At 34.4% G+C, this 6,604-nt stretch carries 6 protein-coding genes; all 6 read left to right on the top strand.

What is annotated here, in order from left to right:
- A partial coding sequence (locus F6K13_RS12595; RefSeq protein ID WP_287287529.1) for a glycosyltransferase family 4 protein occupies positions 1-730 on the top strand: 730 nt, incomplete at its 5' end.
- 393 nt (positions 731-1,123) lie between these two features.
- A complete protein-coding gene (locus F6K13_RS12590; RefSeq protein WP_124155510.1) occupies positions 1,124-2,794 on the top strand; it encodes a glycerol-3-phosphate dehydrogenase/oxidase in 1,671 nt (556 codons plus the stop codon).
- Between the two features lie 348 nt (positions 2,795-3,142).
- Positions 3,143-3,685, top strand: coding sequence for a metal-dependent hydrolase (locus tag F6K13_RS12585; protein ID WP_124146956.1), 543 nt, complete (start codon positions 3,143-3,145; stop codon positions 3,683-3,685).
- A 4-nt stretch (positions 3,686-3,689) separates the two neighbouring features.
- Entirely contained in the window at positions 3,690-4,511 is an 822-nt protein-coding gene (locus F6K13_RS12580; RefSeq protein ID WP_124146957.1) for a hypothetical protein, read from the top strand.
- A gap of 54 nt (positions 4,512-4,565) precedes the next feature.
- A complete protein-coding gene (locus tag F6K13_RS12575; RefSeq protein WP_124155511.1) occupies positions 4,566-5,555 on the top strand; it encodes an NAD(P)-dependent oxidoreductase in 990 nt (329 codons plus the stop codon).
- A gap of 50 nt (positions 5,556-5,605) precedes the next feature.
- On the top strand, positions 5,606-6,604 hold a 999-nt coding region (locus F6K13_RS12570; protein ID WP_287287527.1), incomplete at its 3' end, for an HAD-IIIC family phosphatase.

The raw sequence follows: 6,604 nt of genomic DNA, 5'->3' as shown, positions 1-6,604 counted from the left end.
TAATATCAATCAATATCAACCCAAAAAGGTTGTACTATTACCAGATATTTCTTTGTTAAATGAAAAAAAAGTTGCAACTAAGCATAACCTCAAAAAAGAGCTAAAAATTAGCAATACAATGCTAATGTATGTGGGTAATTTGGAACAATACCAAGGTATGGACTTACTGCTAGATAGTTTTGCTTTAGCACTAAAACAAACAAAAGAAGTTGATTTAGTGATAGTAGGAGGAGAGCAAGAAGATATTAAAAAATATCAAAATAAAGCTAAAAAGTTAGGAATTCAAGAAAAAGTATATTTTCTAGGAAAGAAACCTGCTAGTGAATTAGGAAATTATCTTGCTCAAGCTGACGTTTTAGTATCTCCTCGGATAAAAGGTAAGAATACACCAATGAAAATATATTCTTATCTTGATAGTGGTAAAGCTGTCTTAGCAACTAATTTACCAACTCATACTCAGGTATTAGATGACAAAACAGCAATGTTATCTCACTCTAATCCTCAAGCTTTTTCCAAAGGAATAATTTCTCTAATTAAAGACCCTGAATTAAGATTTAAATTAGGGGAAGCAGGTAAAAACATGGTTCAGAAAAAACATAGTTATGCTGCTTTTTGTGAAAAGTTAGGTAGTATCTACAATCAAGTAAAAGAAACAATTAACTCTGACAAAAATCAGAATGGAGATTCTGAAAAAAAGCTTGTGCAATCAGGAGATTATCAAGTATCTTAAGGTTAGCTAAATCGCCGATTTGGCGTGAGATGAATCGGCGGTAAATTAATGGGACTCGATGTCTAATTAATTTACAAATTTTTATGTTATCATTGAACTATGCTGGTTTGAGCTAATCGCCGCCAGTAATGAACCATGAAAATTTAATAGGATATGGGGTTGTTGGCCAGAATTCCTAGTCAACTGTGGGAAAACGTAAAATCTTATTCCGGAACTAGGTGAGCAGTTTTTTATGTGCAAAAAGAGCGGTGGGGCATCTCGTTCTTAAAGCTCGTGGAGTCCGACGGGATACCGGGACTGTGAAACGAGAAGCCCACACTATACCGTCAGGTTAGTGTGCGAGTATGTCACTAAAGTTATCTTCGTTATCTACATCCTTAGATTTCAGATGTTATGGAAAGAAATTTAACGGAACTAACTAATCAAGTTTACGATGTACTGGTAATAGGTGGGGGAATATATGGAGCTACTCTAGCTAGGGAAGCAAGTCTGTGTGGCCTCTCTGTAGCCCTTGTAGAAAAAAATGATTTTGGTGCGGCAACTTCTGCTAATAGCTTAAAAACTATTCACGGAGGACTGCGATATCTACAAAATGCCGATTTTAAGCGGATGCGGGAGTCAATTCACGAACGCACCACTTTAATGAGAATAGCACCCCATCTTATTCATCCACTGCCAGTTTTGATCCCTACTTATGGACATGGGTTGAAGGGAAAAGAAGCTTTGTCTATAGCATTAGCAGTTAATGACTTGGTAAGTTGCGATCGCAACAGACTCCTAGACCAACAAAAACATATTCCTAACGGTCGTGTAATTTCTCAAAAGAAATGTTTGGAGTTACTTCCTGGTATTTCAACTCAAGGTTTGACCGGAGGAGCTATATTCTATGATGCTCAAGTCTATAATTCAGAAAGACTGAACATATCATTTTTACGCTCTGCTGACCAAAAAGGCGCAACTGTAGCAAACTATGTTGAAGTTAATGGGTTTATTCAAAATGATAATCGCATTACTGGCGTAACGGCAATAGACCGACTAACTGGAAATAAATTAGATATCCGTGGTCAAACATTTATCAATACCTCTGGAGCTTGGGTAAATAAAATTCTAGGTATGGTCAACCAACAAGAGCGATCGCCTTTTGGTTTGGCTAAAGCAATGAATTTAGTTACCACTCGTCCTCTATTTGAAAAATATGCAGTAGGTATTACCAGTAAAAATAGTTCTGCTGACTCAGATGGTATAGTTAACAAAGGTAGTCGCTTTCTATTTATTTCTCCTTGGCGTGGGCGGTCTATGATTGGTACAGAATATGCAGTTTATACTCAAGACCCCGATGATTTTCAAATCACAGAAGAAGACATAAATCAATTTATTACTGCTATTAACCAAGCATATCCAGGAGCAAAGTTAAAGCGAGAAGAAATTTCATTTGTACATGGGGGGATGCTACCAACAACTAATGTTAATCCTAAAACTGGCGAACCCGTCTTAGCCAAACATTATCAAATTTTAGATCATTCCGAAACTGGATTATTAGGTTTAATTTCAATAGTAGGAGTGAAATATACCACTGCCAGAGACGTAGCTGAAAAAGTAGTTAATTATCTATTCAAATCATTAGGGAAAAAATCTCCTAAGTCAGTTTCATCAGTTACACCTATATATGGTGGGGAAATAGAAAATTTTAACGCTTTTTTACAGAATGCTATTGTAGAAAACCAAGGAAAAGGTTTAACAGAATCAACTATTCGTCGCCTAGTTTATAACTATGGCTCTGCTTATCCAGAAGTTCTGAATTATTTGGATAATCCTGAGAGTGAACTGCAAGTTATTAAAGCTGAAATTTTCCATGCTATCCATCAAGAAATGGCTCATAAATTAAGTGATGTAATATTGCGCCGGACAGAATTAGGTAGTGCTGGATATCCAGGGGATGAAACTATTCTATTCTGTGCTGAAGTTATGAGCAAAGAGTTAGGTTGGAGTCCGACAAAATTACAACAAGAAGTAGAGGAAATCAAAAATATTTTTGGATTTACCCCAGTCAAAATTTCCGTCTAGATAAACTCCAGGAAATCTCTAATTTTGTTTTATCCAAGTCATTTCAGTTATCATTTATCAGTTAGCCTCCCAAGTGGTAACTATGTTTTTTCCTTTCCTTTCCTGTTAATGGATTTGTTTTTTTCATACCCTTCAAAGGGGAGGCTTGAGACCTTTTTTTTGTCAGAAAATTGAAAGTAAAATTATCTGAAAAAAACAAACTTTAAGCCCTCAAAAATTGAGCTGATTATTTGCTCCCCTTAGTTTTGAAATTCTCGGGGAGATTGTTTAAGTTAATTAGTATAACTATCCTGATACCAGCGCCAAAATTATTTTAATACTTTTCCTTTATATCAACAATTTTTAACTATGCCATCTCCAATAGCTCACTCAGTTTCTGGATATGTACTAGCTAAGTTTCTACCCCAGGAAAAATTGAAATATTATCCCTCTCGTTGGTGGAGCTGGGAAACTTTTTATCCTGTTTTTGTCGCTATTTTTGCTGACTTTGATTTTCTACCTCAGTTAATCACAGGCGAAAGATTTCATAGGGGTATTACTCACACTTTTGTTTTTGCCATTGGTTTTAGTTTCATAGTTAGTTGGCTAATTAGTTATTGTCGCAAATCTTCCTTTAAACAACTATTTTTATTTACTTTAGTTATCTATAGTTCTCATTTGGTTTTAGACTTTTTCACTGCCACAAGTGGTTCTGGTTTACAACTTTTCTGGCCGTTTACAGATACATATTTGAAGTCAGCAATACCGTTTTTTCCCTCAGTTCATCACTCCAGAGGATTATTTGATGTCAGCCATTTTATATTTATTACTTGGGAATTGTCTTACTCAATATTAATTGTCGGTATATTATGGCTGTGGAAAAATTTTCGCTCTAGCAAATTTATTGAATAAATCAATGAATAGTCAAGTCAAAATAAATCAAAAAATTATTGCAGATGCTCACGTTCATATTCATAAATGTTTTGAACTTGACCAACTATTGAATGCATCTCTAGCAAATTTTCATAAAATATCAAGAACGAAAACCGATACTGAAAACTCGGTTTTTTTGATATTTTTAACAGAAATGCTTGGTGATTTTGAATTTAGTAAAATATTAGAATATGCTCAAAATCATCAGCAAATTAATAACTGGAAATTAGCTCCAACTCAAGAATCAATATCAATTTCTGCCACTAATAACGAGAATCAAAAAATTTTCATCATTGCTGGTCGGCAAATTGTAACCGCAGAAAAATTAGAAGTTTTAGCCTTAATTTCAGATAATGAATTTGTAGATGGTTTACCTGTAGAAACTACCATCCAAAACATAGTATCAAAAGATAGTATACCTGTGTTACCTTGGGGAGTAGGAAAATGGATAGGGAAGAGAGGTAATATTTTACAAAAGTTATTAAATTCAGATACCCTTTCTATGATATGTCTCGGTGACAATAGTGGTCGTCCTAATTTTTGGTCAAGACCATCTTATTTTCAACTAGCTGAAAAAAAGGGATGGAAAGTTTTGCCAGGAACAGACCCTCTACCCTTAAAATCTGAATATACCAAACCAGGAAGTTTTGGGTTTATAGTAGAGGGTGAATTTAATATAGTGGAACCAGGAAAAAGCATGAAGCAGATTTTATTAAACCCTACTACTTCAATTCAACCCTATGGTTCCCTGGAAACACCATTTCGATTTATTCGTAACCAGTTGGCTTTACGATTAAGTGCATAAGCAGTATAAACCGATAAATATAATTTAAACATAATTTAAAATTTTAGTTGGCTAATGAGTAAAGTATTAGTAACAGGTGGTAAAGGTTTCCTGGGAAGTCATATAGTTTCTCAATTATCTGCAGCAGGAAACAATGTGCGAATTTTTGCTCGTCCTCCTGCAACAGGAATTCCTAATAACAATAGTTCTGAGAAGTATGATGTAGTTTGGGGAGATATCAGAGATGCAAAAGCTGTAGAAAAAGCAGTCGAAGGTGTAGATAATGTCATCCATGTAGTGTCAAATTTTCGCAAAGGTGGATCGGATGACAAAGAAGCTCATGCAGTTAATGTAGAAGGTACAAATCACGTCTTAGAAGCTGCAAAAAGGCATAACGTGAAACATCTGATTCATTGTAGCACTATTGGAGTTCATGGAACTGTCCTAGAAATTCCAGCTAATGAAGAGACTGCCTTTAATCCTACAGACCTTTATCAAGAAACAAAATTAATTGCTGAAAAACGAGTGTGGGAATTTTATCGAGAAACAGGTCTACCAATTACCGTAATTCGTCCCATCTCATTATTCGGACCCGGCGATCGCCGAATGTTGAAATTGTTTAAAATGATCAAGAAAGGGCGATTTGTGATAGTTGGAGATGGAAATGTACTATTTCATCCTTCTTATATAGATGATGTAGTGCGAGGATTTTTACTTTGTCTAAATAATGAAAAGGCAATAGGAGAAGTATTTATTTTTGGAGGAGAAGGATATTTAACTCTTAATGAATTGTGTAAATTAATTGCTACAGAATTGGGAGTTAAACCTCCAAATATTAGAGTTCCTTTAGGTCCGGTTTTGACTTTGGCAACACTTTGTGAAAAGGTTTGTGTTCCTTTGAATATTGAACCACCTTTACATAGAAGAAGGGTAAGTTTTTTCCAAAATAATCGGGCATTTTCTATTGGAAAATCCAAGGAAGTTTTAGGATTTGAACCCCAATACTCGATTAAAGAAGGGATTCAAAAAACTAGGGATTGGTACCGAGAACAGGGATGGTTATAAGTACATAATTAGGTTAAATAGATAAGTATTTAATTAGAGATGTAGGAAACATGGATAAAAAGCTGAAGCAACTTTTGAAACAAGCAAATTCTCTTGATGAATTAGTCGATCTAATTAAACAAGTAGATTTTTCAGAAATTAAAAGTACAGAAATTAGCTTAATTGATAAAAGTATCAAAAAACTCTCTCAGAAACCAGAATTTAAAATTGCCTATCTAGGAAACTATACAATTGAACCTTTACCTTCCTATGTGAATGTTTTCTCTGTTTCTGAAGGAATAATTGCAGGAGAATATATTGGCAGCTATCAGCAATATTTTCAGGAATTACTCAATCCTAATTCTCCCCTGATTAACTATAATCCTGATTTAATTTATTTAGATATATCTCTCAGGGAGTTACAACCAAAAATATATTATGAGTATTCAAGCTTATCTTTAGATGAAAGAAAAAACAGCTTAAATTTTATTATTTCCCACATATCAGATTGGCTAAAAGTAGCAGTTAATCAAACCAGTGCCAATATTCTGATAAGTAACTTTCTACAGCCAAATTTTTATCAAACAGGTATTGCTGACCTGAATCAGGAATATGGAGAATCAGAATTTTATTTAGAATTAAATTTGGAACTCCTGCGTTTACTAAAAAAAGAGTCAAGAGTACATCTTTTTGATATTGAACGGTTAGCTTCAAGGTTTGGTAAAGAACAAGTCCAGAATGCAAAAATGTATTATATCGCCAAAATGGAATGGCGAGAAAATTTTCTCCCAACTATTGCCAGGGAATTAATTAGATATATAAAAGCAATAAAAGGTTATACCAAAAAATGTCTTGTACTCGACTTAGATAATACTCTGTGGGGAGGAGTAGTTGGAGAAGAAGGAGTAATGGGAATTAAAATAGGTCAAGGCGACCCAGTTTCCGAAGCATTTTTAGAATTTCAACGCAAAATTAAAACAATTAAAGACCGAGGAATATTACTAGCAATTTGTAGTAAAAATAATATTAATGACGCCTTAGAAGCTTTTGAAAAAAGACCAGAAATGCCA

Origin of the sequence: Okeania sp. SIO2B9, assembly GCF_010672505.1 — a bacterium.
In the GTDB taxonomy this organism is placed as follows: domain Bacteria; phylum Cyanobacteriota; class Cyanobacteriia; order Cyanobacteriales; family Microcoleaceae; genus Okeania; species Okeania hirsuta.
Note: the sequence above shows the minus strand (reverse complement) of the source record. Positions and strands in the feature narration are given on the sequence as shown.